The sequence below is a fragment of the Caenispirillum bisanense genome, from assembly GCF_039523075.1.
GTDB classification, from domain to species: Bacteria; Pseudomonadota; Alphaproteobacteria; order Rhodospirillales; family Rhodospirillaceae; genus Caenispirillum; species Caenispirillum bisanense.
On sequence record NZ_BAAAEP010000003.1, the window covers coordinates 1 to 26985 of the forward strand.

General features: G+C 66.3%; 35 protein-coding genes. 13 read left to right on the top strand and 22 right to left on the bottom strand.

Features of this window, described 5'->3' with window-relative positions:
* The 7 genes from ABD056_RS02805 to ABD056_RS02835 form a co-directional block, all read right to left on the bottom strand.
* The coding region (locus ABD056_RS02805) for a hypothetical protein (protein WP_343864193.1) at positions 1-1650 on the bottom strand (1650 nt) is incomplete at its 3' end.
* Entirely contained in the window at positions 1647-2717 is a 1071-nt protein-coding gene (locus tag ABD056_RS02810) for a TraB/TrbI/VirB10 family type IV secretion system protein (protein WP_343864195.1), read from the bottom strand. The genes ABD056_RS02810 and ABD056_RS02805, both read right to left, overlap by 4 nt.
* On the bottom strand, positions 2714-3778 hold the full coding sequence (locus ABD056_RS02815) for a TrbG/VirB9 family P-type conjugative transfer protein (RefSeq protein WP_343864197.1): 1065 nt from the start codon (positions 3776-3778) through the stop codon (positions 2714-2716). The genes ABD056_RS02810 and ABD056_RS02815 overlap by 4 nt, the downstream gene beginning before the upstream one ends.
* The gene (locus ABD056_RS02820; RefSeq protein WP_343864199.1) at positions 3775-4158 is read right to left on the bottom strand and encodes a hypothetical protein; all 384 of its coding nucleotides are present in this window, start codon (positions 4156-4158) and stop codon (positions 3775-3777) included. The genes ABD056_RS02815 and ABD056_RS02820 overlap by 4 nt, the downstream gene beginning before the upstream one ends.
* Positions 4155-4970, bottom strand: a complete 816-nt coding sequence (locus ABD056_RS02825; RefSeq protein WP_343864201.1) for a VirB8/TrbF family protein — start codon at positions 4968-4970, stop codon at positions 4155-4157. The genes ABD056_RS02820 and ABD056_RS02825 overlap by 4 nt, the downstream gene beginning before the upstream one ends.
* Entirely contained in the window at positions 4958-5125 is a 168-nt protein-coding gene (locus ABD056_RS02830) for a hypothetical protein (RefSeq protein WP_343864202.1), read from the bottom strand. The genes ABD056_RS02825 and ABD056_RS02830 overlap by 13 nt, the downstream gene beginning before the upstream one ends.
* Positions 5126-5169: 44 nt before the next feature.
* Positions 5170-6222 (bottom strand): type IV secretion system protein, encoded by a 1053-nt coding sequence (locus tag ABD056_RS02835; RefSeq protein WP_343864203.1) that lies wholly within the window; start codon positions 6220-6222, stop codon positions 5170-5172.
* A 52-nt stretch (positions 6223-6274) separates the two neighbouring features.
* Here ABD056_RS02835 and ABD056_RS02840 point away from each other — a divergent pair, with 52 nt between their 5' ends.
* Positions 6275-6706: a hypothetical protein gene (locus ABD056_RS02840; RefSeq protein ID WP_343864204.1), complete on the top strand. Its 432-nt coding sequence runs from the start codon at positions 6275-6277 to the stop codon at positions 6704-6706.
* Positions 6707-6729: 23 nt separating this feature from the next.
* Here the strand turns inward: ABD056_RS02840 and ABD056_RS02845 are convergent, their stop codons facing one another.
* The 12 genes from ABD056_RS02845 to ABD056_RS02900 form a co-directional block, all read right to left on the bottom strand.
* The gene (locus tag ABD056_RS02845) at positions 6730-7530 is read right to left on the bottom strand and encodes a hypothetical protein (RefSeq protein WP_343864206.1); all 801 of its coding nucleotides are present in this window, start codon (positions 7528-7530) and stop codon (positions 6730-6732) included.
* Positions 7527-8060, bottom strand: a complete 534-nt coding sequence (locus ABD056_RS02850) for a hypothetical protein (protein ID WP_343864208.1) — start codon at positions 8058-8060, stop codon at positions 7527-7529. Before ABD056_RS02850 ends, ABD056_RS02845 begins: the two co-directional genes overlap by 4 nt.
* On the bottom strand, positions 8057-8473 hold the full coding sequence (locus tag ABD056_RS02855) for a hypothetical protein (protein WP_343864210.1): 417 nt from the start codon (positions 8471-8473) through the stop codon (positions 8057-8059). The genes ABD056_RS02850 and ABD056_RS02855 overlap by 4 nt, the downstream gene beginning before the upstream one ends.
* Complete coding sequence (locus ABD056_RS02860; RefSeq protein ID WP_343864212.1) at positions 8470-8913, bottom strand: hypothetical protein; 444 nt, start codon at positions 8911-8913, stop codon at positions 8470-8472. Before ABD056_RS02860 ends, ABD056_RS02855 begins: the two co-directional genes overlap by 4 nt.
* Before the next feature lie 110 nt (positions 8914-9023).
* Positions 9024-11405, bottom strand: coding sequence for a VirB4 family type IV secretion system protein (locus ABD056_RS02865; protein WP_343864213.1), 2382 nt, complete (start codon positions 11403-11405; stop codon positions 9024-9026).
* Positions 11402-11707 carry a hypothetical protein gene (locus ABD056_RS02870; RefSeq protein WP_343864214.1) on the bottom strand — a complete coding sequence of 102 codons (306 nt, stop codon included), beginning with the start codon at positions 11705-11707 and terminating at the stop codon, positions 11402-11404. Before ABD056_RS02870 ends, ABD056_RS02865 begins: the two co-directional genes overlap by 4 nt.
* A gap of 10 nt (positions 11708-11717) precedes the next feature.
* Entirely contained in the window at positions 11718-12005 is a 288-nt protein-coding gene (locus ABD056_RS02875) for a TrbC/VirB2 family protein (RefSeq protein ID WP_343864216.1), read from the bottom strand.
* A gap of 127 nt (positions 12006-12132) precedes the next feature.
* Positions 12133-12552, bottom strand: a complete 420-nt coding sequence (locus ABD056_RS02880) for a hypothetical protein (RefSeq protein ID WP_343864218.1) — start codon at positions 12550-12552, stop codon at positions 12133-12135.
* On the bottom strand, positions 12549-13289 hold the full coding sequence (locus ABD056_RS02885) for a P-loop NTPase family protein (protein ID WP_343864220.1): 741 nt from the start codon (positions 13287-13289) through the stop codon (positions 12549-12551). The genes ABD056_RS02880 and ABD056_RS02885 overlap by 4 nt, the downstream gene beginning before the upstream one ends.
* Positions 13290-13301: 12 nt before the next feature.
* Positions 13302-13703, bottom strand: coding sequence for a single-stranded DNA-binding protein (gene ssb / locus ABD056_RS02890; protein ID WP_343864222.1), 402 nt, complete (start codon positions 13701-13703; stop codon positions 13302-13304).
* Positions 13693-14172: a hypothetical protein gene (locus ABD056_RS02895; RefSeq protein ID WP_343864224.1), complete on the bottom strand. Its 480-nt coding sequence runs from the start codon at positions 14170-14172 to the stop codon at positions 13693-13695. Before ABD056_RS02895 ends, ssb begins: the two co-directional genes overlap by 11 nt.
* 56 nt (positions 14173-14228) lie before the next feature.
* A complete protein-coding gene (locus ABD056_RS02900; RefSeq protein ID WP_343864226.1) occupies positions 14229-15959 on the bottom strand; it encodes a recombinase family protein in 1731 nt (576 codons plus the stop codon).
* A 138-nt stretch (positions 15960-16097) separates the two neighbouring features.
* On the opposite strand from ABD056_RS02900, the gene ABD056_RS02905 reads away from it, so the two are divergent.
* Both ABD056_RS02905 and ABD056_RS02910 read left to right on the top strand, forming a co-directional pair.
* Positions 16098-17153, top strand: coding sequence for an AAA family ATPase (locus tag ABD056_RS02905; protein WP_343864228.1), 1056 nt, complete (start codon positions 16098-16100; stop codon positions 17151-17153).
* 38 nt (positions 17154-17191) lie between these two features.
* A complete protein-coding gene (locus ABD056_RS02910) occupies positions 17192-17650 on the top strand; it encodes a hypothetical protein (RefSeq protein ID WP_343864230.1) in 459 nt (152 codons plus the stop codon).
* 331 nt (positions 17651-17981) lie between these two features.
* Here ABD056_RS02910 and ABD056_RS02915 read toward each other — a convergent pair whose 3' ends face one another.
* From ABD056_RS02915 to ABD056_RS02925, 3 genes are read right to left on the bottom strand one after another with little or no spacing between them, the layout of a single operon-like run.
* On the bottom strand, positions 17982-18458 hold the full coding sequence (locus ABD056_RS02915; protein ID WP_343864232.1) for a hypothetical protein: 477 nt from the start codon (positions 18456-18458) through the stop codon (positions 17982-17984).
* The gene (locus ABD056_RS02920) at positions 18458-20314 is read right to left on the bottom strand and encodes a MobA/MobL family protein (RefSeq protein WP_343864234.1); all 1857 of its coding nucleotides are present in this window, start codon (positions 20312-20314) and stop codon (positions 18458-18460) included. Before ABD056_RS02920 ends, ABD056_RS02915 begins: the two co-directional genes overlap by 1 nt.
* Positions 20311-20550 (bottom strand): hypothetical protein, encoded by a 240-nt coding sequence (locus tag ABD056_RS02925; protein WP_343864236.1) that lies wholly within the window; start codon positions 20548-20550, stop codon positions 20311-20313. The genes ABD056_RS02920 and ABD056_RS02925 overlap by 4 nt, the downstream gene beginning before the upstream one ends.
* 389 nt (positions 20551-20939) lie before the next feature.
* Between ABD056_RS02925 and ABD056_RS02930 the strand changes: the two genes are divergently transcribed.
* The 10 genes from ABD056_RS02930 to ABD056_RS02975 all read left to right on the top strand — a co-directional run bounded on the left by ABD056_RS02930 (position 20940) and on the right by ABD056_RS02975 (position 26984).
* Positions 20940-21209 carry a hypothetical protein gene (locus ABD056_RS02930; RefSeq protein ID WP_343864238.1) on the top strand — a complete coding sequence of 90 codons (270 nt, stop codon included), beginning with the start codon at positions 20940-20942 and terminating at the stop codon, positions 21207-21209.
* Entirely contained in the window at positions 21199-21414 is a 216-nt protein-coding gene (locus ABD056_RS02935; RefSeq protein ID WP_343864240.1) for a hypothetical protein, read from the top strand. The genes ABD056_RS02930 and ABD056_RS02935 overlap by 11 nt, the downstream gene beginning before the upstream one ends.
* Position 21415: 1 nt before the next feature.
* On the top strand, positions 21416-22585 hold the full coding sequence (locus ABD056_RS02940) for a DotA/TraY family protein (protein ID WP_343864242.1): 1170 nt from the start codon (positions 21416-21418) through the stop codon (positions 22583-22585).
* An 8-nt stretch (positions 22586-22593) separates the two neighbouring features.
* On the top strand, positions 22594-23451 hold the full coding sequence (locus ABD056_RS02945; RefSeq protein WP_343864244.1) for a DotA/TraY family protein: 858 nt from the start codon (positions 22594-22596) through the stop codon (positions 23449-23451).
* A 3-nt stretch (positions 23452-23454) separates the two neighbouring features.
* The gene (locus ABD056_RS02950; protein WP_343864246.1) at positions 23455-23802 is read left to right on the top strand and encodes a hypothetical protein; all 348 of its coding nucleotides are present in this window, start codon (positions 23455-23457) and stop codon (positions 23800-23802) included.
* A gap of 135 nt (positions 23803-23937) precedes the next feature.
* Positions 23938-24195: a hypothetical protein gene (locus ABD056_RS02955; RefSeq protein ID WP_343864248.1), complete on the top strand. Its 258-nt coding sequence runs from the start codon at positions 23938-23940 to the stop codon at positions 24193-24195.
* 381 nt (positions 24196-24576) lie between these two features.
* Positions 24577-24783 (top strand): hypothetical protein, encoded by a 207-nt coding sequence (locus ABD056_RS02960; protein WP_343864250.1) that lies wholly within the window; start codon positions 24577-24579, stop codon positions 24781-24783.
* A 12-nt stretch (positions 24784-24795) separates the two neighbouring features.
* Positions 24796-25407, top strand: a complete 612-nt coding sequence (locus ABD056_RS02965; RefSeq protein ID WP_343864252.1) for a recombinase family protein — start codon at positions 24796-24798, stop codon at positions 25405-25407.
* Positions 25408-25424: 17 nt separating this feature from the next.
* The gene (locus ABD056_RS02970; protein ID WP_343864254.1) at positions 25425-25655 is read left to right on the top strand and encodes a ribosome modulation factor; all 231 of its coding nucleotides are present in this window, start codon (positions 25425-25427) and stop codon (positions 25653-25655) included.
* Between the two features lie 666 nt (positions 25656-26321).
* Entirely contained in the window at positions 26322-26984 is a 663-nt protein-coding gene (locus ABD056_RS02975; protein WP_343864256.1) for a hypothetical protein, read from the top strand.
* The last annotated feature ends 1 nt before the right edge of the window (position 26985 follow it).

The window sequence follows — 26985 nt, forward strand, 5'->3', positions numbered from 1 at the left end:
GCCGACGATCTGGATCTGGTGCGGATAGGTGACGGACGAGTTCTGGCAGGCGGTGACGTATTCCCTCTGGCCGTTCGCCCGCGTGTAGTAATAGCGCTCCTGCCCGGTGCTCTGGCCGGCGCTGATGTTGTGCTCCCAGGTGCCAGGGTTTTCGCAGCCGTCAGTGGTGGCGATGAGCGCGCTCGACGCGGTATCGGGCTGGCACTCGGTGATGAACTCCGGCTTGCCGTCCACCGTGATCTGTACTCGGCTGGCGCGGGTGATGCGCTTGCCGGTGGTGTCGACGACGGGAGGGCAGACCTGCTGACCGGCGGCGGTCTCGTAGAGCCGCAGGTGCTGATACCAGGTGTCGCTGTCGATGCAACTGCCGGCCTGATAGGTCAGGCCGCCCATACGGTAGACGAGCTTGGTCTGCCGGTTGGAGCGGCCGGCGGCGAAGTCGTGGCGGAGCGTGCAGCCCTCCGCCGTCTCCACCAGCGGCACCGGCGTCGCGCCTTCGGCCGGGGCGCAGTCGCGCACGACGATGGTGGCGTTCTCGGCATTGCGGTAGCGCAAGGAGCCCTGCTCGACCACGGTCATGCGGTCGTGGTCGACGAAGTGGGGGCAGACGGTGCGCTCTTCCTCAATCGGGAAGATCTGCTCAGGGTTGTCTTCGCACCGCTTGACCTCCACCTCCTGGCCGGCTGCGTTGACGTAGAACTGGCGGCGCTGGGCGGTCGCGGTGCGGGCTCTCACGTCGATGCGGTCGGGGCAGGTCAGCGACGACCACAGCAGCGGATAGCGGGTGGCGCCGTCCTCGCAGGGCTCGGTTTCGGTGGTGGCGCCGGTGGTGATGACGACGCGGCTCTGCTGGATCGCCACACCCTGGCTGCGGTCGATGCGGATGGGGCAGCCGTCGGTGATGATGGCCACCTCGGGCAGCGGGCCGGGGTCGAACTCCTTGCCGTCTCCTTTGGCCTGCTGCAGCCTGTCAGGCGTCTTGTAGCCGGCGGCATCAGGGTTGGACGACGTGCCGGATCCGCTCTTGCCGTCGCGACCGTCCTTGCTGTCGCGGCCGTCCTTCTCGTCCTTCTTTTTGTCCTCTTCCTCCTTCTCGTCTTCCTCCTGCAGGCGCATCAGGGCGGCGATCATGGTTTCCTGGTCGCCTTCCACCGTCACTTCCTCGGCGGTGGGAAGGACAGGGGCGGCCTTGATCTCGAACTGGCTGACGAACAGCTCGTGCGGCAGCGCCTCGATCTTTTCGTCCTTGGTGACGGCGGTCAGCACCAGCTGGCCGATGCGGTCGCCCTCCACCGTGACGTAGCGGGTGAAGGCCTTGGCGGTGACGCCTTCGAGCAGCTTGGGCTCGGCGCCGGGCACCGCCTTCAGGGTCATGTCGAGCGGGATCGGCTCGCCCTCGGGCACCTCCACCGACACCTTGGGCAGGGTCAGCATGGGCACCTTCTGCACCACCAGCGCGTCGGCCTCGGCCGGCGTGCCGGCGGCGCCGGGCTGGGCGGTCCCTGGTTGGGTGGCGTCAGCGGCGCCGGGCTGGGTCGGGGCGGCAGGATCGCCCGCCGCCGGCGCCGCCGGATCGGCCGGCGTGCTCTGCGCCAGCAGCGGCGCGCTGAGGCAGGTGGAGGCAAGCAGGATCAGCACGAGGCGTTTCATGAGGTCACCTCACGGATGTACCAGTCGGCGGAGGGGCGGATCTGCACGCGCGTGCCCTGCGGCACGGTGATGATCGGCGCCAGGTCGATGGTCTGTTCGAGGACGGAAGCGGTGATCTCGCCGAAGCGGGTCGACATCTCCTCGGCCCCCTTGTCGGTGGCCTGGGCCAGCGTGTCGGCGGTCTTGTCGCCGGTGGAGGCCATGGCGGTCGCGAGCCGCACCGCGGTCGAGATGCCGGTCAGCATCAGCGCGGTGCCGTAGCGTTCGCCGAAGCGGGTATCGACCTCGCCGGTGAAGCCGGCGCGGCCCTGGACATCGCCGGCGGCCGAGGCCAGCTCGATGATCTCGGCCCGATGCTCGGCCATCAGCACCCGGTTGCACGACACCGCCAGGCGCGAGGCGCCGATCTGGTCGGGGCTCTCGTAGTCGCACACCAGCCGCGAGCCCTTGGGGATCAGCAGGTTGCGGCCGTGGTAGCCGAACACGTCGCGGCTGACCTGGATGACGATGGAGCCCGACGAGCCGTCGAGCTGGCTGTTGATGCCGGTCTCCAGCACGCCGACGATGTAGCGGTCAGTGGTGACGATGCGGCTGTTGTCCACCGGCAGGCTGGAAACCCGGCGGTCGCCTTCGTAGTCGGGCTTGGGCGCCGGGGCCGCCACGGCCGGCGGCGCCACCGTCGGCCCCGGCGTCAGCGATGCTGGCATCAGCTGCGGCATGTTGGCCCTGTAGGTGCTCATGCTGCCGTCGAAGGTGGGGCGGGCGGCGGTGCGGGCGTTCCACGCCGCCTGCGCCGCCAGCCGGTAGGGATCGGGCGGCGGCGGGGCCGGCGGCGGCGCCGGGGGATCAGGCGGCGGCGGCGCCGGCATCTGCACCACCTTGGTGATGACGACGGGCGGCATGGCCGGGGCCGGCGGCCGTTCCGGCGGCGCCGGCGGGGCGGGCACCGACCACGCCGCTTCGTCGTCCTCGGGCAGGGCGGCGGCCGGTGGCGGTTCGGCCGGCGGGGCGCACAGGCCCGACAGCGTCAGGCCGAGCACCAGGGCGACGTCGCAGACGGCGCTCATGCCCCGGCCTCCGCTCCGTCGTAGCGGATGCACAGATAGCTGTCGCCCGACTTCAGCGTCACCAGCCGGCGGGTGCTCTCGACGATGAAGGTGTCGCCGTCGACGCGGGTGTTGACCAGCTCGTCGATGCCGTCGACCACCACGTAGGCCGTCGGCAGCTCGATGTCCTTCCAGCGGTCGCCGAACTTGATGTAGGTGAAGTGGTCGTCGCGGTAGACGGTCTGCGGCTTCAGGCTGTCGTCGCTGCCCCACAGGCTGTACTGGCCCCAGCCGCGCAGGGACGACGGGTTGAAGGGAGCGGATTTGACGAAATCCTTGTCGCTGGCCTTGCCGGTGGTGGCCGCCGCCGCCTCGGCAACGGCCGCCGGCGGCACCAGCGGCAGCGGCGCCGCGACGGTCGTCGTGCCGCCCAGCGGCTCGAAGCCGGGCACGGCGGGGTCGCTGTCCGGCCCCACCTTCACCGACCCGTCGATGCGCACCAGCAGGTCGGGGACGCGCTTGGAGTTGTAGCCCTCGGCGCGCAGGTAGATGGGATAGACGGTGCCGCTCTTGCCGTAGACGACGATGTTGCTGTCGAACCCGAAGCCGCCGGCGCGGATGGCGAGGCGGCGGTCGCCGCGCGGCTTCACCTCGAAGCCCTTGCTGTCGCCGAGGTCCACCGCCTCGATCTGCTCGCCGGCCGGCAGTTCGAGCACCGTCACCATGTACTCGCGCACCCGCACCTTGTAGGTGCTGGAGGGGTCGAGGTCGTAGGTGAAGACCGCCGCGCTCTCCGGCGCGTCATCCCAGGCCGACTGGATCATGCCGATGGAGCGCGCCCGCGACAGGTCGCCGAAGTCGCCTTCGGCATGGGCCTTGATCTGCTGCACGATGTCCTCCGGCACCGGGATCGCCGGCCCCTCCGGCGGCTTGGCGGTGGGCGCCACGGCGGCCGGGCTCGGCGGCACGCTCTGAACGGGGGGCGGCGGGGGCGCGCCGACCGGCGTCTGGGCGAGCGCCGGCGTCGACAGCAGGTGGAAGACGGCGAGGCCGGCGGGAACGGTGAGGAAGCGGCAGGTCATCGGGAAGGGTCCTCGGACAGGGAGCGGCTGAGGGCGGCGCAATTGGCGATGCCCGACAGCCCGCCGGCGAGCGCCAGCAAGGCCAGGGTGGGCAGCAGGAAGGGCCGGCCAGAGGCGCCACTGGCGCCGGCGTAGGCATCGGCCAGGGCGAAGGCAGCGGCGACGGCCAGCAGGACAAAGCGGCCTCCAGGCGCGGCCGGCGCGGCGCGGTGGAACCGCCGCGCCACGGCGGCGGCGGCCGTCCACGCCCCGGCGCCGATGGCCCCTGCGGCGACCAGCACCATCCAGGCCAGCGCCGGCCGGCCGGTGGTGATGATGTCGCAGGCGGCGGCCGTGGCGAGAGCGGCGGCGGTGCCGGCGAAGGAGCGGGCGGCGGTCATGATGTCGGCCGCTCCTTCAGCACGAACTGCAGCACCGTGATGCCGAGCGGATTGCTGAAGCGGTCTTCCGCCGTCACCGACTGCGGCCGGGTGGTCATCGACAGGTAGGCGCGCAGCGCCTTGCGCCCGACCTCCTGGCCGCGCCGCTCGTCGATCTGGGTGAAGTCGACGGCCAGCTTGTAGTCGTCATCGAAGCTGACCAGGCGCGTCGCGTCGTCGACCACGACGTGGCGGATGACGCCGTCGGCCAGCGCGTCGGAGCGCTCCTTGGTGTCGATGCGGTCGCGCCGGAAACCGCGCCAGAAGCCACCGTCGGACATGCGCGCCGCCTCGGCGCGCCGCTCGGCCTCGGTGATCGGGTCGATCTCCAGCACCAGACGCACGTAGCGCCGCGCCATGGATTCCAGCAGCAGGTCGAAGCCCTGCACGTCCTCCGAGATCGGCTCGATCTGGTAGAGCTTGTCGTCGGCCTCCGAGGTGCGCACCAGGGCGACCTCGGTGGTCTTCAGCGGCACCAGGGCGCCGATGGCGTTGGCCTGGACGACGACGGAGGCAAGCAGGCCGACGTTGACGACCACCGACAGGCGAAGCAGCCACGCGAGGCGCCGATGGGACACGGCGAATCCGTAAGGGTCCGCCTCGGCGACGGCGGTGTGGCGGTTGAGTTCGGGCGCGGGGCTCTCGGGTTCCGCCGGTGCATCATCGGCCGCCGACGGAGTGGCTTCCGCCGCCACTGGCTGGCCCGCCTTGCGCCGGCGGCGCAGGGTGGGCAGCGTCGGGCGGCAAAGCGTGATCTGGCTCAGCCGACCCATCGGAAGCCCTCGCTGTTGTAGTCGATGGGATCGCAGGCGCAGGGGCTCAGCTTCATTTCGTCGGCGCCATTGCCGCCGCCGTTCTGCGGCATCTCGCGCGGGGCGCCGCAGGCGGCCAGCGCCAGGGTGAGGACGAGGACGGTGAGGATCTTCATGGGGATGGGCCTCTTCGGGGATGGGGACAGGGGAGCGGGCGCCGTCACTTGTCGAAGTGCGGCGTGTTCAGCTTTTCCTTGATCTTCTCAACGGGGGTCCGCGCCTGGTTGAGCTTGTCACCGACGTTGCCCGCGACGTTCTTCAGCGGCTTGCCGATGAGCGCGAGACCGGTCGCCGTGGCGCCGGCGGTGATGATGGCGGCGGCCTGGTTGGTCAGCTGCGAGTGGGTGACGGAGTTCGCGATGCTGGTGGCTTCGGCGAGGAAGGCCGTGCCGAGCCAGCCCAGGGAGATGGCGATCAGCAGCTTGGGGTTGCTGAAGGTCATGGTGTCGGCGATGGAAGCGCCCATCGCGGGATCGCCGATGTTGAGCGCCTTGACGCCGTAGAGGATCAGCGCCACGGCCACCGTGCTGCCGAACAGCACCATGAAGGCGGCAAAGAGGGTGCGGAGCGCCGTGTAGGCCATGCCGCGTCCCCAGCCGAAGCCGAAGCACATCATCAGGATGGGCGACAGCGCGGCCAGCATCATCACGCGGAAGATGCTGACCACCACCTGCGCGAAGAACACCACCAGCAGCAGGAAGTACGGGATGATCAGCAGCAGGGCGTAAATCAGCGGCGCCAGCGGGTCCATCAGGCCGGTCTGGCTGGCCATAGCAGCCGCCATTCGGAACACCTGAAAAACCCCTTCCTCCGCCGTCATGACCAGCTTCGTCATGCCACCGACGCCCTCGGGAGCAAGGCTTTCGCCGCTGACCTCCCCCACCGACAGCGCCGCACTGGCGCCCGATCCCATCACCGCCAGTGAGGCGTCGTAGACCTGGGAAACGAGCCCCGGTCCTTGGCCTGCCAGCAACAACCCTGCTATGCTAACAAACACGAATTCCTTGCCGAGTGCGGCCAGATCGGCCTGCCCGAGCATCATTTTGAAGCCGTGGACGACGATCCACAGGCTCGCCAATGAAAGGAAGACCGCCCACATGGGACCGATCAGCACGTCGCTGAGATCGCTGACGAAGTTGTTCGCGAGATCGACGTATTCCGTCACGATGTCGCAGGTGAAGCAGCGATCTTTGCTGGCCCTATCTACAGCCATGGTTTGTCTCCTTGTTTCCACCGCCGCCGACGCGCAAGACGTTCGGAAGAAGATGTTTGTCGACTGGGAGTACGCGGTGCGTGCATGGCAGACCCTGCCGACAGGCGAGGATTTCGACCGCGAGGCTGAGCGCGTGGGACCGGCCTTCGAGGCGTGGAAGAAGGCGAACGGCCAACCGGACGTGGCGACGTTGAGCGCCCTGACCGGCAAGGACGCCGATCTGGTTCGCCAGGGCTACGACCTGGAGCGCGTGTACTGGATGTGGCAGGAGGTCTACAGAAACTGGGGGGCTGGCCGGGGGCTGGTCAGTCCTGCTGAGCCCTGGAACCAGAGCACGCGTTGCGGCTTGATCGAAGCCACCAACATCTTCACCGGCCAATGCAACGACATGCCGGACTGGCGAACGGAAAAAGGGCGTGCCCGCGACGACAAGAAGATGGCTGACTTCCTTGCCAAGCAGGCCAAGAAGGCCGCCACCAACTGACGGGATCTGACGACGGAGGGTGCTCATCGGGCATCCTCCCGGACGTTGGGGGCGTCCTCGTCGCTCATGGGGTCCTGGTCGACCATGCTCATGGTCGCCTGGGCGCCCTGGATCTTCAGCAGGCTCGCCAGCAGCTGCGTCTGCGTCGCCTGCTGGCGGGCGATCAGCAGCAATGCCTGGTTGCTCACCGCGAGGCGGGTGTTCACGTCCTTCGCCGCCTTGGCGGCGGTCTCCAGCTCGCGCACCGCCCGGTCGGACTGCTCAGCTGCGGCGGCGGTCTGCACGTCGGCATGGGCCAGGGCGTCGACGGCGGCGGTGCGCAGCACCCGCGCCCGGCGCTGGATCACCTCGCGGCGGGCTTCCTCCTGTTCGGCCCAGCTCATGCCGCGGGCGCGGGCGGGGTCGAACCACAGGGTATTGGCGTAGGCCTTCCGCGCCCCGCACACCGACGACAGGTCGAGGTCGTCGAGATCCACATCGGGCATCAGGGTGCTGAGGTCCGGCAGCAGGCAGTTGGCATCCCGCTGCAGCTGGCCGGCGATCTTCGCCATGTTCAGGAACGGGATGTCGATCTGCCCGACCTCGCCAAGGGCGTTGACCGTGTCCTGCACGAAGGTCGACACGTCGTTCAGCACCGACAGGATCTGCAGGCTGTTTTCCACCTCCTGCTTGATGAGCGAGATCTGCTCCTTCAGCGCCGACAGCTGCTTGGCCGCCTCGGCCAGGTTCTTGGTGTCGATCACCGCATAGGTCGCCATGGCCGCCGTCGGCGCGACGATCAGCCCGAGGGCCAGAGCGATGGTCGGCAGGACGCGCCGTTTCATCGCTCACCTCCAGCGCTCTTGCGGGCGCGGATGTGGCTCCAGGTTCTGGCATCGGTGACACCGCAGGCAAGGGCGCAGAACACGAAGGCCGTCACCGGAGCAACGACATTGAGGGTGCCGAACAAGGACGCGAGAGCGAGGGCGAAGCCGGTCATCGCCAGCGGCCAGCGCGTCAGGCGCAGATCCCGGAAGTCGAGATCGGCGGTCGCCATGTCCTTGGGGTGCTTGACCTCAAAGGCGCGGATGATCACGAAGATGGGCGGATAGGTGACCGCGAACGCCATCAGCGTGAACGGACCACCCAGAGCGGACAGAACCAGACAGGTGAGGGAGTTCGAGAAATGCCGAATGTGTGGGAGTGGGCTGGCTACGGGGCCATCGGGGTGAGCACCCTCCTCCTTGCCGTCCTGTTCTTCAGGCCGTGGTGGCTCGGAAGTCATGTCTGGCTTCCCATTGTTCTTGTTCTGATCATGGCCGTGAGCGGCATCGTGCTGCTCACCATCGGTCAGTTCTGACGGCGGCCGTTTCATCGCTCACCTCCGGCGCTCTTGCGGGCGCGGACGTGGCTCCAGGCGTCGGCCTGGACATCGGCCAGGGCACAACCGAAGGCGCAGTAGACGAAGACGGCCAGGGGGGCGAGAAGCCCGATGTTCCCCGTCAGGTGGGCCAGGCCGAACCCCAGGCCCGCCACCCCCAGCGGCCAACGTGCCCGCTGGACCTCGCCAACGGCGGGATCACCTTGCGGCAAGGTCTGTGCGCCGTTGATCCTCAGGTGGTATGAAATCCCCAGCGCAAACGCATAGGCGGCGAGGAAGACGCCGAGGCCCGGAAGGCCGGCGGAGGCGCTGAACAGCCAGCACGTACCCGAGAGGGAGAGAGACACATGAGCGTTGTAGCGAGCCTCGCCGACGGACGGCGACGGAAGCAGGACGCGCCGTTTCATCGCTCACCTCCGACGGCCATGCGGTCGCGGCGGTATTGGCTCCAGGCCTCGCTGTCGGCCAAGCCGGCGAACAGGCCGGACAGCACGCCGAGCGCAGCGCCGACGATGACCGCCTTGTCATTGCCACCTCCGAAAGCGATGCCAAAGCCGGCCATTGCGAGGGGAAGACGCGCGACATACAGTTCCCATGCGGGAGCCGGCGAAATGCCCGCCTTTGCCGCTGCCTTGTCGAGCCGCCAGGACACCAGCATCACCGCCGCATGGATCGTGACGAAGATCAGCCCGGCGGCCGGTAGGGCAGACACCGTCATCGCGAGGCAAAGGACGCTGATCAACGAGGAAAAGGTGGCGGCATGCTTCAGGTTGTCGGTGTTCTTCTCATTGCCTTGTCCGGAGTCGTGATCTGGCGATTGCATGATCGGATGGTGCTCCTGACGCATACGAGACACGCTCTCGGCGTGGTGGGATGTCTCTTTCTGGTCGGCTTCTTTCTGGCGGTTGTCGGCAGCCTCTGATGCCGGATTGCCACCCTGGCTCGTCCGCCGGGGCCTCACAGGTGCCGGTGCCATTGGTCCCCCCAGGCGGTCTTGAGCCGGTCAAGGTCGGCGTTGGCGTCGACGCCGGAGCGGTAGAACCGCAGCGCGCCGCCGAGGAACGACAGGTCGATGTCGAGGATGGCGCTCTCATCGAAGCCGGTGGCGCCGTCGCGCTTGACCACCAGCGCCTGGCGCCGGCCGCCGGTCACCGTCTGGCCGAGGCAGAAGGCCAGCTGCTCGTCGTTGAGGCCAAAGGGCGCGAAGGTCTCCGCCTTGGCATTGGCGTTGGGCAGGAAGATCAGCGTCGCGCAGCTCTCGACAAAGGCGTCGGCGCGGCCGGTCTTGAACAGCGCCGCCGGGTCTTGGAAGGCCATGCCGACGACGCCGTTGAGCTTGCGGTACTCGCGGAACATCTCGACGGCGAGATCGAGGAACCCGGCGTTCTGCAGGAGCTTCGCCGCCTCGTCGATGAAGATCACGAAGCCGCGGCTGTTGCGCGCCGCCGTCTGGCCGATGGACGACGCGATATGCGCCACCACCGGCGGGCCGAGGTCGGGATCGCCCAGCGCCTCGTTCATGTTGATGCCGACCATGTAGTGGTCGAGCACGCCGGCGAGGCTGTCGTGAGGGGCGTTGAAGACGTGGGCGTGCATGCCCGTGTTGCCCTTGTCGTCGACCACCCACTGGCTGAAGTGGCGCCGCAGGTCGGAGCGGCGGGCGAAGGCATGGTCGAAGATCTCGTTGAGCGTCCGGTGCGGCGGCTCCAGGTGGAAGGCGAGGTCGACGGCGTGGTTGAGCGCGTCCTTGTCCTCGGCCGTCAGGTCGAGCCCGCCGCACAGCGCCCGCAGGATGGCGTAGACGCGGTTGCGGGCGGCCGGCGTGTCGGCGCCGACGTCGAGCGGGTTGAGCGCCAGCTGGTCGTAGCTTTGATAGGCGCCGCCCATGCCTTCGACCATGAAGCGGGTGCCCTCTTTGGAATCGAAGATGTAGCTGCGCACCCGGTCGAACTTCGCCAGCCCGCCGAGCAGGTGCATGAGCAGCGTCGACTTGCCGCCACCCGAGGGGGCGAACACCAGGAAGTGGCCGAGGGACTGCGGCTTGTCGGCGACGTGGAACTGGAAGGCATAGGCGCCACCGGAGGGCGTCATGAAGTAGCGCACGGGCTGGGCGCCGAACGGCCCCCGCTCCAGCCCGCGCGGCGCGTGGTGGACCGGCCACAGGGCGGCGATGTTCTGGTCGCGCAGCACCAGCGGCCGCAACAGCCGGCCGCCGGGAACGACGGCGCGCTTGGCCGGCGCCGTGGGAAGACGGGCGAACCAGCAGACAGGGGCGCCGGTCGTCTCGACGGAGTAGCTGATCCTGCGGTCGCCGAGGACTTCGCAGACGCGCTTGACCAACTGCGCCAGGGCCAGCTCATCGTTGGCGCGGGCGATCACCTGGAACTGGGTCACGAACAGCGTCGAACTGCCGTCCGACAGCAGCTCCAGCACCGCCGCCGTTTCCGAGGCCAATGCGGCGTTGCCGATGAGCGCCGTGCGCTGCGCCCGCTCCTGGCGTTTGTACATGAGCAGCGCCTTGTCGCGGTCGAAGGGGTCGCAGACCTGGACGATCTCCAGGTCGCCATCGAGGGCCAGCAGGTCACCGATCAGCCGCCCCGACACCGCCTCCGGCCATTCGCGGATGCCGATGATGCGGTGAAAGGCCGCCTGCGGCCCGTAGCTGCGCACCAGCCCCGAGGGTTCGAAGTGCAGATCGCAGGCCGGCAGGCTACCGGACAGAGACCGCGATTGAGGCTTGAGATCCCGTCGGTACTCGCCGCTGACCAGGCCGTTGAGCAAGCCGGTCAGCAGGCAAGGAGCGTGGGGATCATCGGGCCGCGTCACCGCCTCCGGCTTGTACGCCGCAAGGCTCGACGCGACGGCCTGGTCCGCATCGGCCAGCACATGGTGCAGCCGCCCCGTCGCGATGAGATACCATTCGACCTCGTAGCTCGACTGGTAGCGGGCCGTCTCGGCGGCGCCGATCTCGGCCAGCGTCGGGTGCGGCCAGCTGCCGGCGCAGGACAGCGGCCGGCGCCGCTTCACCGCCAGCCAGCGCAGCTGCAGCCCCTTGCCACCGAGCTGGTGCAGCAGCGCCTGGCGCCCCAGCAGCAGGGCCAGTTGTTCCCGCTCCACCTTGGCGTCGTAGCTGACGCCGCGTAAGGCCCACACGCGGGTCAGGGCGCCGTCCTTGCTCACCACCGTGCAGCCGTCGCCGGCGATGTGGTCCAGCTCCAGCTCGCCCTGCAGCCAGTCCTGCTTGACGTCGCCGAGCACCATGCGGCGGGCGGCGGGCACGGCGATGGCGCCGCCGAGCGCGGCCATGACGCCGGTCGCGATCACGTCGGGCCAGATCATCGCCGCGCACTCCCCGCCACCAGGGCGCGGCCGGAGCGCAGGCGCCCCTTCCACCAGCGGCGGGCGGTGAGCAGCACCCGGTCATGGTGATGATCGGCGCGGGTCGCCCGCCAGAAGCGGTGCCACAGGATGAGGAACACGGCGACGCCGGCCGGCAGGCTCAAGGGCATCAGGCCCGACCAGATGCACAGCGCGATGGCGACGAAGGCGCCGGCCGAGGTGAGGCCGAACAGCGCCGGCGGCAGGCCGAGGATGGTGATGGGCCGCTGGATCTGCGGCAGGACGGGGCTGGCGGCTTTCATGATCCCGCCCTCACGAGGCGAACAGGGCGGCGACGATGGTCGGGCCGACCATCACCAGCAGGCCGCCGATGAGCGCGAAGGCGAAGCGGTTCCAGTCCATGCGGCCCGACATCGCCGCCCACAGGCCAAGCGCGATGATGCCGAGGCCGAGCACGCCGGCTCCGATCTGGCCGAGGCCGCTGGTCAGCGTCTCGATGAACTTGGTGATCGGCGCCGTCCAGTCGTCGGCGGCGAAGGCCGGGCTGGACGACAGGGCGAGCAGGACGGCGAGCGGCAGGGCACGAAGACGACGGATCATGATGGGAAGTCCTTGAGTCAGGGGATGTGCGACAGGATGAGGAAGAAGCCGCCGAGGACGCAGGCCGCCCCGAGGAGCGGCGCGGTGAGGCAGGCGACGAGGAGCGAGCGGCGGCCCATGGCGGCCCTCACCGCAGCACCAGCACGGCGGCGGTGACCGCGAGGGTCGCGGCGACGCCGGTGGCGAGGCTGAGAAGGGAGAGGCGGAAGACCAGGCGCCGCATGGCAGCGGTGCTGCGGTCGGCGAGTACCGCCGCCTCCTGCATGGCCGCCAGCCGCTGCTTGAGCGCGTCGGAGGTGACGGCGTCGTGGATCTCGGCCAGTGCGGCGCGCACCTCGGCCGTATGGCCGCGCGAGACCGCCGCCACCTCGTCGCGCAGGGCGGTGCGGAAGGCATCGAGCGCCTGGACGGTCTCGCCCAGCGCGGCGCGGTGGATGGTGTAGACCATCAGCACCGGGTCATCCTTGCCGACCGAGGCGCCATGGTCCTTCAGGAGGGCGGCGCGCAGGTCGTCGATGCTCTGCGGCGGCGGCAGCGGCGCGCTCATAGCTGCGCCAGCTCCATGGCGGCGCGAATGCTGCGCCAGGTCATGGACAGCCGTTGCCGGCTCATGATGCTGAACTCGGGGTCCTGCGCGGCCTGGTCGAACGCGAGATGGCGCCGCAGCATCATCTCGATGTCCAGACCGAAGGTCTCCTTCCGCACCTGCGGCAGCCGCACCATGGCGAGGATGCGGTCAGCGTTCTTCTTGTAGAGAGCCGCGTCCTCGAAGGTCTGCACCTTACCGCCGCTCACCCGCTCGACCCGGCCGAAGTACTCGTTCAGCCACACCACCACCGGGACGGTGGGGAAGTACTGCAGCACCGACGCCAGCCCTTCCAGCGTGTCGGTCATGGCCTGGCCGCCGGTGACGACGGAGTGGATGCGCACCTCGTGGCCGGCGCCCTGGATGAGGTCGAGGGCCTGGTTCTCGACCATGTAGGCCAGCAAGGGCAGGAAGGTGGCCGCACCGTTGTCGATCACGACGGTGGCGTCGGCCGGTGCGGTGACCAGCTTCTCCAGCAGGGCGTCGAAGGAGCGCGGGTTGATCTCGTCGACCCGCTCGCCGAGCTGCACGCGCTCGACGCCGAAGGCGGTGTAGCCGCCGAACGACTGGTTGACCGGGTCGGTGTCGTAGCAGGCGAGCGCCCCGCCGCGGCCCTGGTAGTACTGCGCCAAGAGCGAGGCGACGAAGGACTTGCCGACGCCGCCCTTGCCCTGAAGGGTGAGATTGATGAGCGCCATGGATCTGTTACCTCAGTAGGGGATGTCATCGTCGGCATCGGCCGGCGGCGGCGCGTTGCCGCCAGGGCCGGGCGAGCGGTCGAGCAGCAGCAGCTGGCTCTTGAAGGGGTTCAGCACGACCTCGGTGGCGTAGTGGTCCTGACCGCTCTGGTCCTGCCACTTGCGCGTCTGCAACTGGCCCTCGACGAAGACCATCAGGCCCTTGCGCAGGGACCGCTCGGCAAAGTCGGCCAGCGGGGCGGCGAAGATCACCACCCGGTGCCACTCGGTGCGCTCCCGCCGCTCGCCGCTCTGGCGGTCCTTCCAGATCTCCGAAGTGGCAAGGTTGAGGGTGACCACTTTGTCGCCCGCCTGCGTGTGCCGGACCTCGGGGTCGCGCCCCAGCCGGCCGATCAGCTCGACCCTATTCAGCATTGTCAGTGTCCTTGACGGAGGGAGGGGCGACGGACGCGGCTGCGCCCTCGGCGCTGATGGCGCCGGCGTCGGTCGTGTCGGTGTCGGGAGAGGGGTGATCGTCGCCCCAGATGTCGGTGTCGGTGCCGCGCATTCCCGGCGCGTGCTCGACCGTTGGCATCAGCGAGCTGATGATCGCCGAGTTGTCTGAGGCCGGCGCCGCCGGTGTCGGTGGGCTCGACGGGCGCGGCCTGGGGGACAGGGATGTACTCGCGGTGAGGCGGCCGGTTCGGACCTGGCGCTGCGGCGCCGCGTCCGGTTCTGTCAGAGCCTTGCGAATCTTATAGAACGCGGCACGGGACATGGTGATGCGCCCGGCATCTCGCATGTCTCCGAAGATCGAATTCAGGCTTTCTCCGGCGCCAGCGCGCCGTTTGATTTCCGGCCAGACGGCGCGGAATTCGATCTGTGATGCTCCCCACTTCCCCACGTCAAGCCTCGATTGCTCGTTCGACTTGACAGGGTGCCGAAGGTTGTGGCTCTAACTTATGCGTTGGCGGCGAAAAATCTCGTCATCCAACTCATGTTACCACGAAGGCAGTGCAGGCCCCCGCAACCACCGACAGTGAAAGCCCCTTGGCCTCCGGCCAGGGGGCTTTTGTTTTCAATGGGTTGCGCCAATCCGGCGGCGGCCAAGATGCCAGTGAACGATCCCTCGAACAGGATGACGGCTTCACCATCCTGGGCAGGTTGCACCGTGATCCGCTCGATCATGCCGCGCAGCATGTCGCGTAGCGGGGCCAATTGCTCCTCCTTGTCGGAGGTGGCCTCGGGCGTCAGCAACAGCAGCAAATCCTTGATGAGTGCATGGTACACCGCCATTACGTGACCGGCGCTGAGTGGCGGTAAGGGCACGCCTGCGGCAGTGTCGAGGTCGTTGATCTCCGCTGCGACCTTAACCTTCTCCGCCTCCAGGTTCGCCAACTTGGCGAGGAGAGCCGTCGAGTGCCCGGCGGCGGCGATGGCGTCGGTTAGCTTGTCGATCTGGCTGTCCAGTCGGCGCAGTTTGGCACCCAGGGCGGCGCGTTTGGCCTCGGCCTGCCCGGCGTCCTGCTCATGCTGCTCCTGCACGCGATTGAGCGCCAAGCCCACGGCTTCTGGTGCCATGAGCCGGTGTCGTAGGGCATCGGCAACGCGCGTCTCCAAATCGGCACGCTTGAGCTTGGTGTCGTTGGGGCAGGTGCCCTTACTGCGGTTCTGGGCGCAGCCGTAGCGGTAACCATCCACCATGACGTAGGGCGAGCCGCAGCAACCACAGTAGAGCAGGCCGGATAGGATGTATCGGTTGCGGTGCGCCCTATTGAGGGCATTGCCGTCTTCGTCCCGGCCCATCTCAGTCCGCACCTCACCTTGGCGTGCCTTGACCCTGGCCCATGTCTCGTCGTCGATGATGCGGAGTTCGGGGGCCTCCACTACCTCCCATTCCTCGGGAGGCTTGGGGCGGGCCTGCCGCTTGCCAGTCACCGGGTCCTTGACGTAGCTGCAACGATCCCACTCGATGCGGCCCACATACGCCGCGTTGTTCAGCAGGCCGGTGCCGCGCGCGACTTGCCCCCGGATGGTGGTGTCGCCCCACGGCCTGCCGCCGGGACCGGGCACGCCCCCGGCGTTGAGTTTGGCGGCAATAGTGCGGGGGGATACGCCATCGGCGTATAGGGTAAAGATGCGCCGCACCACGGCGGCCTCCTCGGTGTCGATGATGCGTTTGTCAGGGGTGGCGGGATCGGCTCGGTATCCGTAGCCGATGCCGCCAGCCGACAGCCCGGCCAGCACCTTGCCCCGCAGGCCACGCCGCGTCTTGTGGCGCAAGTCTTCAAGGTAGGACTGCGCCACGGCTCCCAGGACACCGGCCAGCAGGGGGGTAATCTCGCCTCGGTCGGTGGTGTGTAGCTTGACTCCGAGGAAGGCGAGGCGGTCGTGCAATCCGGCCACGTCGGCGACACGGCGGCTGAGGCGGTCCAGGGCCTCGGCCACCACCACATCGAAGGCGCGCCGATCCGCATCCCGGCGCATGCGCTCGTACTCCGGTCGGGCTGCGCTGGCACCGGACATGGCCGCGTCGGCATAGGTGGCGACAATGGTCCAGCCCATGCGCTCGCAATACTGGCGGCAGGATTCAATCTGATCCTCGATTGATTCCGGGCGCTGCTCATCGGAGGAGTAGCGAGCGTAGATGACGGCGCGGAGAGGCTGCGTGCGCTGGTTGCGAACGGGCATGGTTATGTCCTAATCTGCTGCGGTGTGAATGATACACTCACAAAAAATATCACTCAAGGGCGTTCACAAAAAATGTTGACGATGCCGCTTGAATGGTAAACTGTGTACGTCACATTCACTGGCGTTGGGAGTGGGGTCATGGATCTACTGGGTTTGGCGGAAATTGCGGCTCTGCTGGGGGTTTCTAAGCAGGCCGTTGCCAATTGGAAGGCTCGGAAGGCCGATTTTCCGAAGCCGATTGCTGAACTGAAAAGCGGACCCGTCTGGTCCAAGGCTGCTATTGTCGCTTGGGCCGATAGCGAGGGGCTGTCTATCGTTGAGGCCGAAGAGGACGATGAGGCCGAAGAGGAAGAAGAGGGGGCTGCCCGCCGGGCAATTATCGCGGCCCTCATGAACATGAAGGGCGGTGTGGGGAAGTCCACCATGACGGCAAACGTTGGGTGGTACGCTGCCTATCACCGGAACTTGCGCGTCCTCCTGATCGACCTTGATCCCCAATTCAACCTGAGCCAATACATCTTGGGCGCGCGCGGGTATGAGAAGCTTCTGGACGAAGGTTCTCCGACGATTGAGTCGATTTTCCGGGACAGCAAGAGTGGCAACAAGCCTGATTCCCTCGCGGAGGTTATCAGGCCAGTCGCCAATTGGAACGACGGCTCCTGCATCCACATTGTTCCCGCGAGTTTGGAGCTTGCGTGGGCCATGCGGTACGCAACCGACCGCGCGCATATCCTGCGCGACTACATTGATGATATCCGTGACCAGTATGACCTTGTTCTGATTGACTGCGCTCCGACTGAGTCGATTCTGTCAACCGCAACCTATCTTGCCACGGACTACATCTTTGTTCCGGTGAAGCCTGAGTTTTTGTCAACGATTGGCCTGCCGCTTCTCCTGCAATCCATTCGGGAGTTTCAGAACACGCACAAAAACGCGCCCCTCCCCGAACTTGGGGGTATCGTATTCAATGATACTGGGGAAAAGGTGGAACACGACCGTTCGAGGGACTACGTTCGCGGTATCGCGGCGGAGAACGATTGGTATGTGTTTGAAAACGAGGTGAGCCACTCGGACTCCTACCCCGCAGGCGCGCGCGTCGGGAAGCCTATCTTTCTTACTGACAATGCACGATCTTGGAAAAAGGAAGAGTTTAACCGGGTTGCTGGCGAATTTCTGGAACGGATGGGGGTGTGATGGCTAGGTCGGAACAGCTAGTACGGGACATCGCCAAGTTGTTCGTCAAGTACAGCTTGGATGACTGGCGGTTTGTTCTGGATATGCTAAGGCAGGGCGGGCCAGAGCATGCTGAGTTTGCGGTTGCCATTGAGCAACTTGCGAAGCAACGCCCCTCGAAGGTGCGTTCTGAGAGGCGGCCCGATGACCGTGCGGCCACTTTCCTTTCCGAGGTAGAAGGCTCTCGGGGCACGGTTCTGCGCGAGCTATACTCGAACCTCAAGAGCAAAAAGCTCGCGCCGAAGCTTGCTGATTTAAGAGACATTTATCTCCGCACGGGTGGGAAGGACAAGCTGCCGCAGAGGCGTGATGACGCGATTTACGAAGTTTTGTTGCACATGGCGCGCCTCCCAGAGGATGTTCTGGCATCCTCTGTACAAGAGTTGTGTGAGCGGGATAGAGACCTAAAGAACGAGTATTCTCGCTGGTTCGATATAATTTACTCAAAATCTGAATGACGATTTCATAGTTGCTTGTTCTATAAATCGAATCCAATCCCCAATACGTCCCCCGCCTGCGGGGGAGTGGTGCGGGCCGGGGTGGATAGGTGGGCGCAGGGCAGCCCTAGCTTCGGATGCATTGCTGTTGCATACTACCCCTTTCAATTGAATGGGGGTAGTTATGAGCCTGACGGTATCTATCATTAAAAACGGCCAGCCCATCGCGTCCACGACGCTTTCCAATCCCCAGCCCGGAGACGTGGAAGCAGCTATAAGCCAGCTTCTTGCCGGACTGCGCAATGCTGGACATACCCCCCTTTGGCCTTTCCAGGTTGATGTGCGGTAGGGGCTAAATGCTGCCCAGCAGCATTGCCCCACGCTGCCGCCACTGCCGCACAGCGCCCCACCGGCCCCTGGCTGGTGGGGTGGCAAGGCGCTGGTCGCTGCCGGGGTAGCGATGCACCTTGCCGGTCAAATCGGGCTGCGGCTCGGCTCCGCCACCGACAAGCTGGGCGGCCATGCCCGCCCAATCATCCGTCGCCAGGAACAGGGCATGGAGGTCCGGGCAAGCGGCCAATACGTCGCGGTGGATACCAAAGGCTGGGCGCTCGCCCCTCTGCGCGGCCCGGACATGGGCGATGGCAGCGCAAATGATCGCGTCCGCCACGTCGTACAGCCCCGGTTCGGGCACTCCACCATCCCGCCGTAGGTTGCGGCGGCACTGGGCAAGCCGTTGAGTGACCGCGCGCACAGTGGCGGCGGTCATCTCGGGATGTTGGATATCCAACCACGCCTCAGCGCGGCGGTTTCGAGCGTAGCTCCACATCAGCGCCGCCCCGGTGCTACGGGACCGCCGGGGCCGTCCTGGTCGGGTTCATCGTCGTCCTTCTTGCCACCCTTGCCGGGCTTGGGCGTCGGGGCCTGCACGGCGGCCTCCTGCTGTAAGATGGCCTCGCCGCTGGCTTGCCAGCCCGCCAGCATGGGGACGATCTCCCACGGCTCCTTGCTGGAAAGCGCGGCCAGTTCCTTTTTCCGCAGGCTTTCCAAGTACGCCTGGATTTCCTTGGTCGGGGCCTCGCTGCTGGTGCCTCGCAGAAACGCCAGGGCATCACGCGCCACCTCGGCGCGGTTGGCAACGTTGGCTACAGCGGTCGCCTCCTTGTTGCGGGCCTTGGCTTCTGCCGCCGCCTGAGCCTTCAAGTGCTCGGGGGGATCGAAGCCCTGTACCTCCACGCCCTGGCGCTGGGCCTCTAACCACAGGCGCGATTTGAAATCCTCGCTGCCGCTGACGATCTCAAGGCGGCCCTGCCACTCGGATTTTGCCTTGCTGACCATGGCCCGTAGGCTGTCTTCGGTGAGTGCCCCATGCAGGACCATGGTACTGCCTGAATCGAGGATGCGCGATGATGGCCCGAGGGCAATCCAGACGCCCTTTGGGCTGGTGGTGATGTCGGTGTAACCGGCTTCCTGCCACCACGCCACAAGGCGCTCGATTTCCTCCTTGGAGGTGCCCCGGCGGCGGTAGCGGCCTTCCTGGGCCTGCGCGCGGGCGGTCGGGGGAAGACGCTGGATTGCGTCTCTTTCCCAGCCCTGGGCGTCGGCCAGGGCCTCGGCAAGCTGCCGGGCGGTGCCGTCCGGGCCATAGAGGAGGATGCGCCCGTCCTTGCGCACCTCGACCATCGAGTCATCACGCATGACGATCTTGGTGGACGCTGGGCTGCTGACATCCACGCGATAGATGGAATCTGCCCCCAGGCGGGCCGTGTCGAGGTCGGGGTATCTTTCCCGCAGGAGTGTTTCCTTGATGGCTTGTTTGCTCTGCTGATAGGGGATTTTGCTGGTTTTTTGTACTGCGTGCTCCATGGCTACCTCCGTGCTTATCGCGGCTTGTTCTGCTCGGCGGCGCTGCCGCATGACGCCGACGATTTGCTGGTTTTGACTCGGTTTTTGGGTCCGACGATGGCGGGCGGCTGCCGTTTCACCGTAGGTCGGCTCAGTTTCGAGGTCGGCGGCACCGCGCCGCGCCCTGCTGCGGTTATCAACGCGCGCGTTGATGCCCAGCGCCCGGAAGGTGTTGTTGATCTCTGTTGCCCAGCGTGCCCGCTCGGCGTCCATGGCCTCGCCCCGCTGCCCGCCGTACCTGCCGCCGCTGGAAAACATCGCCTCCAGCGCGGCGCACTTGGTCCGGGCGAAGCCTTCAGGGGTGATGGCGCGGGGTGTGATGGTGGCGTGAAAGTGGCCGTTTTCGGCCCCGTCTGCTGCGTCTGGGGCATGAAATGCCCCGTCCACAATGCAGCCTGCATCCAAGTACGGCTGGATGAGGCGGCGGGCGAGCGGTTCCCAATGTTCACGTGGAAGTTCGCGGGGGATGGTCCACAGCACCTCCCGCGCTACCTGGGCGTCCGGGCGCTTTTCCGCTCGCTCCACCGCGTTCCACAGGGCCTCCCTGTTCGTGGCCCACTCGGGGGCGTTGGCAGGAACGGCTATGAAGTTGCCTAGGACGCCCTTGCGCGTGTAGTCGAAGGTCTTGCCGATTCGCTCGTCCGTTGCCTTCACCCCAGCGCGGTACGCAACAAACGCGACGGCGCTGCGCCCCTCGCTGCGCTTCACCGGATTGGACTCCAGGCGGAAGATCGCTTCGTGTGGCGGTCTGGTCCGGGCTAGGGGCGAGACGGCGTTCATTCGTCGAGGCCGTAGGCTCGGCGGACTCCAGCCTCGATGGCGTACCAGACGGCTCCGGCGACTTGGGCCTTATCGGGCACTGCCGCCCATACCGCGTCCGCATATGGACGGCCTTCAAGCCAGTGCTCTTGCCCGATCTCGTGGCCGATCTCGACTAGCTCACGCCAAATGCGTAATGCATCGGCGCTGCACCAGTATTCCGGCCCTGGGCCTGGATAATAGCCATTGTCAATCATGACGCCTCCACTATTTTGACTCCGCAGGACGCGAGCATTGTCGAAGACAATGCATAACGCGCACTTCGTGAGTTGTTGCTTCCTTTAATCTTGCTTTCGATGTCTCCAACTACAATATCTTTTGTGAGTGCGACAATTATTATCGGAGACTTAGTAATGATCGGAGATGTAGTCGAGGACTGCTATGTCGAGTGGTCCGACTCGGTGAGTAGGATGAGCACAAGCCGCGCCTTGAGGGCGGCCACCGTCCATCATGTCGGACGGAATCTCGTTGAGTGGGTGCGGCCCAGGTCCGGGGCGGTCGTGCGCAAGCGCCTGACGGGCAAGCACGTCAAGATCGTAGCCCCCGATGGCCGCGATCTCGTTGCCGCGTGGCTGGAGTCCGAGTGATGGGACTGCGCGACGTTACGGCACTATCCCAGCGCCTTGCCCGAGCGGAGGCAGAGGTTGCGCGGCTGACCACCGCAGAGAGGGAGGCGCGCCGCAAGATGCAGACGCGCAGCAAGATCGTGGTTGGTGCCGCCGTCCTGGCGGCTGCTCGGCGCGATCCGGCCTTTCGGGTGGCCCTGGTCGCCGTCCTGCGCGGGGCCGAATTGAGCGTGCGCGATACCGCAGATGTCGCCTCCGAGCTAGGGGAGGGCTGGCACCATGACGCCTGATCTCGCCCGCTGCAATTTCCTCGGCCTGGGCCGCCGTGCCGTCGAGGTCACTGCCTCGGCGGCCATCGCCTTCGGGGCGTGGCTGCTGCTTATGCCCATCCTGGGCTTTGCCGCCATGGCGCTACAACGCCTGCTGACCGGCGAATGGCCGTGGCCTGCCAAAGTCATGTACCTGGGCCTGGGCCGCCTGCTGGGGCTGATTTGAGATGGACGGCGGCACGCTCCAATCCCTACTGGCCGTACCGGCAACCGATATCGGCGGTCAGTGGCTTGCTGGCTTGGTGCCCGAGGGGTCGCCCCTGGCTGCCGCCCTGTCTATTTTTGGGTCGATCTTGTCGGCCATCGCCGCTGCCGCCCTGGGCTACTACATGATCGCCGGTACGGTCGCTACTGCGCACGATGGCAAGGTGTTGGGGGCCAAGTGGCATACCATTTGGGCACCAGTGCGCGTGATCGTCGGCCTGGGCCTGCTGGTGCCCATCGGCGGCGGCCTGGGTGGCGGCGAGCGGGCCGTGCTGGAGCTTGCCAAGGCTGGTAACGGTCTGGCGTCCACGGTTTGGGTGACGTTTGTCGAGGCGGTCGCCCAGGACGGCGGCACCCTTCCGCCACCCCAAAGCATTGCGGGCGCAAAGGTCGCTCGCATGGTCTGGGAGTCCGAGACGTGCGTTGCGGTCATCGACAAGCTGCTCCCCCAGGGCAACACAGGGCTTGATCCGCGCGTCGCCGCCACATTTCCCGCGCTGCCCCCGGCGTCACCGGGTGACGGCGAGGCGGTATGGGATTATGGCCTGTGTGGGCGCGTGTCGCTGGCGTCACCCGGTGATAATCCCGATACGGCGGCCTGGGCCAAAGCGCGGGCTGCGGCGATCAGCAGCATGGTTACGGAGATGCGCGCCTCGGGCACCCTGGATGCTGTCGCCGCATCCGCTGTGCAGGTGCCGTCGCTGCCCTGGCCCACCGGCATTGCGGCATATCTGGATGCTCTGGGACAGCGGTACGACAAGGCTGCCCAACAGGCGGCCAGTACCTACATTGCCAGCCGCGACCGTGACCGGCGCAGCAAGATTGTTGACCACGCTCGGGCGCAAGGATGGCTGTCAGCCGGGGAGTTGTGGACCACGCTCCGCGATCTGAGCCAAGCGGTTGCCAATGAGGCAAACCGGCTGCCCGACCGGCAACCTGTCCGCCTCCAGGAGCTTGGGCGGCGCAATGGCTTGGGCGATCTGGTGGCGGCGGCCAAAGAGGCGTATGGCAGGGTCAGGGCGAGCTTGCCGCCCAGGTCCAGGCGCAGGCCGAATCCCAGATTACGGCTGATGATCTGGCGTCCCAAGGGGACGCCAATGCGGCCACGCTGCAACGCTTGCTCGCCCCGCTGACAAGGCCCTTGGCGGCCTGGGCGCTGTCCTCTGATCCGACCAGCGATCCCGTGGGCGGCCTGATCTCGCTGGGCCACAACATACTCGCCGCCGTTGAAACGTCCATCGTTGCTGGTGCCGGTGTTGCGGCCCTTGCTGGCAACGCCATTTCCGATCTTGCGGGCGGTGGCGTGATTTTCCAATGGCTGGCGCAGCCGGTCATGTGGGCCATTGCGGTGCTGCTGGTCTGCGGTGCCGTCCTGGCCTACGTCTTGCCGGTATTGCCGTTTATATTCCTATTTTGGCACGCCGTGGCTTGGTATGTGTCGGTCCTGGAGTCCCTGATTGCGGTGCCGATCTGGGCCTTGCTTTTCGTCCGGCTTGATGGGGCTGAGATGGTGGACGGCCCACAAAAGCAAGGCGTCCTCCAACTTTTCAACGCCTTCCTGCGCCCGGTTTTAGGCGTCCTGGCGCTGATCGGCTCGTATTACATCATCCCCCCGACGATCTCATTTTTGCGGACCCATTTTGGGGTGGCATTCCTTGCGCAGCAGGGCGGCCATGTCGTCGGCGTCGTTGGAATCGTCGTGGGCATCTTGCTCCTGACGTACCTCTCGTACAAAGCGACGACGCGCATCCTTGAGCTTGTCGCCGGTATGGCCGACAGGATCGGGCGCTGGTACGGGGTGCCACCCGAGCGTCTTGGCGAGGGTGAGGCCACCACTCAGGTTATCGCCGCGTCAATGCAGGCAGGGCAACGGCTGGAGCATGCCGGGCCACGCCTGCCCAAGGCTGGCGGTGATGGTGGCGGCGGCGGTGGTGTTGAGGGCGGCTCTGTAACCGGCGGTCGCGGCGGTGGTGGATCAATCCAGCGGGCCGGGGAGTAAGCCATGGGCTGGCGCGACTCCTCGATCATGCACGCCCTGCGGCTCCTTCGCCGCGATCCTGCGCGGCTGCCGCCAGATGTCCAGGCGATCCCGGACCCGGTGGCAAGGTTTGCCGCCGCCATGGTCCACCACGGCACCACGGACGCCATGCTCGGCGCGTTACTGTCCGCCGCTCGGGTGCAGGCCATCGGCTTTGCCGCCCTGGCCCTGGCGGCAGCGGCGCTGCAAGTGTGGCTTGCGGTGGCGGTCCTGGTCCTGCTGTCCGCTGATCGTGCGCGGATGGCTTGCGAGCTACGGGACCGGCGTTTTTACTCTCTGTTGGGCTGGGTTTTGGCCGTGTTGCCAAAATAATGTTGATAAAAATAAGTTACGGTAGCTGTTGTCAAAATAATGTTGACAACCGTGATTGCGACAGATATTGTTGCCAATCTCATATCTGATCATTTTACGCTTGCAGCTAACCTTGTGTGCTGCTAAGTTCTGCGCATGTCCACTTTCTGGAGCGCAGCAATGATCTATATTGAGATTGCATCGTCTGACGGTGGGGAGCGCTTGCGCGATGCCGCCGCTCGCTACCTGCTCCGTGCCATCGGGCATTGGGGCGTCACCGATCCCGACCGGCTGGAGCAAGGCTTAGAGGGCTTGGGTATCGCCGCCGATATCGAGATGGCTGAGGACGGCACCCTGCATGCCGTGGTCCTGCCCCTGGCCGTCGTGCTGGCCGATGAGCGGGAGGCCGCGTGATGTTGCGCCGCATCAAAAACCCCTTCGCCACGGTCATCTTTTGCGCTCTGGCTGGCCTCTTCCCTGGCGCAATTGCTCATTTTGCCGGGGGTGCACCCCTCAACGTGGCGGTATTCGCGGCAATTGGCGGCGCTAGCTGCGCCGTGGCCGCTGTGCAAACGGCGACCGGGACAGGTAAATGGCGCTAACGGTTGTTGCCAAGTACGTTGAACTAATAAAGTCGGCGTTACCCCGCTGCATTGTTGACAAGTTGTCAGTATTACTTACATCGATGTTCGCTTTTCTTCAATTATGCGGCCATGCCTGCAATTATGTACTTGACCGATTGCCGTGCGTCCGCTTATTTGGTCCGTAATGGACGATCGCCTTTGGAGGGTTATTATGGATGAGGTTGCCGATTACCAGATTGTGATCAATCTGCCCGAGGATGTTGCGATGGACTTTGCCCAAATGGTCAAGCGGCTGTCGCGTCGCAATATCGGCCCGTCTGGACTCGATCTGGCGACATCTTACGAGGAGGGCGGGGCCGAGACTGGGTTAGCTCATCTCGCCGCCGCCCTGGCTTCCGCCGGTCTCAACCCGCGTTGAGGAGGGCTGACCATGGGACGCGCTGTCGGCTATGCGCGTATCTCAGGCCCTGCCCAAGACCTCCAGCGACAGGTGGCTGCGCTCCGGTCGGCTGGATGCGAGCGCATCTATCAAGAGCAGGCGAGCGGTGCTGCGGGCAAGGATCAGCCCGAGCTTGACCGCTGCCTTGCCGATCTGGTTGCGGGCGATGCGCTGGTGCTGGCCGAGTTGTCCAGGCTGGGACGCACCACCGGCAAGGTGGTTACACGGCTGGACTCCCTGCTCGATGCCGGGGTGACTGTGCGCGCCCTGGATTACGGCCTGACCCTCACGCCCGCCAGGGACAACCCCCTAGGGGAACTCGTGGCGACGATCCTTGCCGCCCTGGCAAAGATCGAACGGGACACGCTGGTGCGTCGGCTGGCGGATGGCCGGGAATACGCCAAGCGTGTTCTTGGCCGTTATTCGGGCCGCAAGCCGGTCGATCCGGCGAAGGTGGCAATCGCGGTCGATCTGATCCGGGCCGGGCGGCCTCTGCGACAGGCGGCAATGGCGGCGGGCATCGGAAGAACGACCCTGTATGACGCCCTGGATCGCCTGGGACTCGATCCCGCACAGTTGCGGGAACAAAGAGGCAACTTGTAAACACGTTGGAGGCAAGAATGGTTGATCTGGCTCAGATTGAGGTCGTGAGGGAGTGCGCGGAAATTATGGGTGCCGTTTTGGGTGCCGCGCGGAATGAAGGATACGAGGCTTATTGGGCCAAGCTTAAGCCCAAGGCCGAATGCCCGTATCCCGACAGCCCGCATCACATGAGCTTGCTGCGGGCGGCGTGGATAGAGGGATGGCAGAATGGATGGGAGTTGGATGCCCCTGCCGATGAGGTTGAGTGATTGGGGCCGCCATCGTGCGGCCCTTGGTCATTCCGGCCACCACCTTGCCCAATATGGCTCGTAGGATGCGCTGGGCGGCCCCCAGGATGCGACGGATGGGGCCGGGGCGTCTCCATGTCAAAAGCTCCATCTGGCGCACCCTGAACGCCTCCAGGGCCTTCCTGTCGGTGGGACGGCTGGCCGGTCGGCGTCGGCGGGGATGCGATGGTGCGGCCACCGGCTGGCCCTGGTAATAGGCCCGGTGCCGCTGGATGTCCTGCTGGTACAGTTGATCCGCCAGCAGGGGATAACGGCCGCCCAGACGACGGCGCAGCGCGTCGCGGCGGCTGTTCGCCCTGGTGATGTTGTTCGCCACGTTGCCCTCCTTTCCTCGTCCTCGGGTTGAGGCTCGCCCTCAACCCTTGGCCCTCGCCGAGAGCAGGGGGGTAGCAAGGGGTTGCCCGAGCCACAGGGACCCGGCTGCACAAGCCCCATAGGGGCGCGGAAGCTGGGTAGGCGCAGTGGCTTCCCCGCGCGAGGGACCGGCGGTCCCTTAGCAACACTGGCCGCGTCTGCGGCTGGTGATCTGCATCAACACGATGGCCGGTGGGCGGCCCATTGACCGGCGTCACCCGGCGACCGATGATGCGGCGCGCCATCATGGCGTCACCGGGTGATGGGGGAGCAATGAGCGAGACGTTGACCGGCGCGGAGCGGCAGCGGGCATACCGCCAGCGGCAGTACATGCGCAGCATTGATGTCGGGGATGATATTGCGGCGCTGATCGCAGGATTGCGTAAGCGCCTGGGGTGTAACACCACCAATGCGCTTGCTGCGGCACTGCTGGCCTTTGATCCCATTTACGCCCTGGGGCAGGCCGTCGCCAAGCGGCTGGGGCACGATGTGCCCTACGATCTTATCGCCCAAATCGCCGTCCAGGCGGCTGGGGTCGATCAGGTGGCGGATGCAGTTGCGGCGGCCACACCGTCCGAGTCACCCGGTGACGGCGATATAGGGGCCGCCCCGGCTCTGGTCGCGCCTGCCACCAAGGAGTCACCCGGTGACAAGAAGCATAAGCGCCTCCTGGCGCGTGCCGCGAAGCTCAGGGCCGAGGTAGATGGGCACGTCTACACCGTCAGGTGGCTGGGCTATTCCGAGCGGTCGTACTTGCCTCAGTTCGCCATCACGCGCGACGGCGCGGATACCGGCGTCGAAATCTGGCGGCGCGGTCGGTCGATCTTTTGGACCGTATCGCCTGTGGGCGGCTATGCCCAACTCGGTATTGGTGGGGCTTTTGAGGCTGCCGTGGCCTATGCGGCGCACGGCACCTTGCCGCCACGGCAATGCTGAC